Origin of the sequence: Gellertiella hungarica (assembly GCF_014197145.1) — a bacterium.
Lineage (GTDB): Bacteria > Pseudomonadota > Alphaproteobacteria > Rhizobiales > Rhizobiaceae > Gellertiella > Gellertiella hungarica.
The window spans coordinates 1-1319 of the sequence record NZ_JACIEZ010000035.1; the positions used below are offsets into that span (position 1 = coordinate 1).

General features: G+C 60.6%; 1 protein-coding gene. It reads left to right on the plus strand.

Annotation, left to right across the window (positions count from 1 at the left end):
• Window positions 1-73 precede the first annotated feature (73 nt).
• Window positions 74-1287, plus strand: a protein-coding gene (locus GGR23_RS22970) for an IS3 family transposase (RefSeq protein ID WP_183368615.1) whose coding sequence is annotated in 2 segments (ribosomal slippage) — window positions 74-410 and window positions 410-1287 — 1215 coding nt in all. Because the reading frame shifts where the segments join, the coding sequence is not laid out codon by codon here.
• The last annotated feature ends 32 nt before the right edge of the window (window positions 1288-1319 follow it).

The window sequence follows — 1319 nt, forward strand, 5'->3', positions numbered from 1 at the left end:
TGAACTGCACCCCGTTTCGACCGGACAGTCGGCATAAGCAGAAAGGCTCAAGCACAGGCTTGGGGACAGGCTTATGTCTAACGAGTATCGACACGTCGAACTGCTGACGGGTGATGTGCGCCGTAGACGGTGGACAACTGAGCAGAAGCTGACGATCATCGAGCAGAGTTTCGAACCTGGCGAGACGGTATCGTCCACAGCTCGCCGCCATGGCGTCGCGCCCAATCTGCTTTACCGGTGGCGCAGGCTCTTGAGCGAGGGAGGTGCTGCAGCGGTGGATTCTGACGAGCCGGTTGTCGGTAATTCGGAAGTGAAGAAGCTGGAGGATCGCGTCCGCGAGCTGGAGCGCATGCTCGGCCGCAAGACGATGGAGGTCGAAATCCTCCGCGAAGCCCTTTCCAAAGCAGACTCAAAAAAACGGATATCGCGGCCGATCTTGTTGCCGAAGGACGGTGGCCGATGAAGACCGTGGCCGACACGCTCGGCGTCTCCCGTTCCAACCTCGTCGAGCGGCTGAAAGGCAGATCGAAACCGCGCGGCTCCTATCGCAAGGCCGAGGATGTGGAGCTTCTTCCTGCCATCCGTAGACTGGTGGATCAGAGACCGACCTATGGCTATCGGCGGATCGCCGCGCTCCTCAATCGCGAGAGGCGAGCCGCCGATAAGCCTGTCGTCAACGCCAAACGGGTTCATCGCATCATGGGCAACCACGCCATGCTGCTGGAGAAGCACACGGCTGTTCGCAAGGGCCGCATTCACGACGGCAAGGTGATGGTCATGCGCTCGAACCTGCGCTGGTGCTCCGACGGTCTGGAGTTCGCCTGCTGGAACGGCGAAGTCATTCGTCTCGCCTTCATCATCGACGCCTTCGACCGCGAGATCATCGCCTGGACGGCGGTTGCCAACGCGGGCATCTCCGGGTCTGACGTGCGCGACATGATGCTGGAGGCGGTCGAGAAGCGCTTCGCAGCGACGAGAGCCCCGCATGCCATCGAGCATCTCTCGGACAATGGCTCGGCTTACACAGCGCGGGACACGAGGCTATTTGCCCAAGCGCTCAACCTGACGCCCTGCTTCACGCCGGTGGCCAGTCCGCAGTCCAACGGCATGTCCGAAGCCTTCGTCAAAACCCTAAAGCGGGATTACATCCGCATCTCACCTCTACCGGACGCCGAAACAGCGCTCCGGCTCATCGATGGATGGATCGAGGACTACAACGAAATCCATCCCCATTCCGCGCTCAAGATGGCTTCCCCTCGGCAGTTCATCAGGGCTAAATCAAACTAGCCGACCTGTCCGGTGAAACGGGGTGCACTCCA